Below are 290 nucleotides of genomic sequence, written 5' to 3'. Positions count from 1 at the left end.
TTGAAAATTGCAAATTATGGTGAAGGTTTGGCACCTTATTTTCGTGCAGTGTTGAAAGAAGAGATCAAAAAGGAGTTCTCAAGACTTTCTATTACCAAATCTGATGGTACTCCTTATGACTTGGATCGCGATGGATTGAAGATTTATACAACGATCAATATGTCGATGCAGCAATATGCGGAGGATGCACAAAAAGAATGGATGAAATCATTGCAAGTAAAATTCAATGCCCAGTGGAAGAGTAGAGATGCATTTAAAGGAGCTAACGTCAAGCTGTTGACTACAGGAAT

At 37.9% G+C, this 290-nt stretch carries 1 pseudogene; it reads left to right on the top strand.

Annotation, left to right across the window (positions count from 1 at the left end):
• Positions 1 to 27: 27 nt before the first annotated feature.
• A pseudogene (locus tag JEM65_RS21605) lies at positions 28 to 290 on the top strand (penicillin-binding protein); the annotation flags it as partial.

The sequence above is a fragment of the Gelidibacter salicanalis genome (genome assembly GCF_016469035.1).
GTDB lineage: Bacteria > Bacteroidota > Bacteroidia > Flavobacteriales > Flavobacteriaceae > Gelidibacter > Gelidibacter salicanalis_A.
This window is presented reverse-complemented; position numbering and strand designations above follow the sequence as displayed.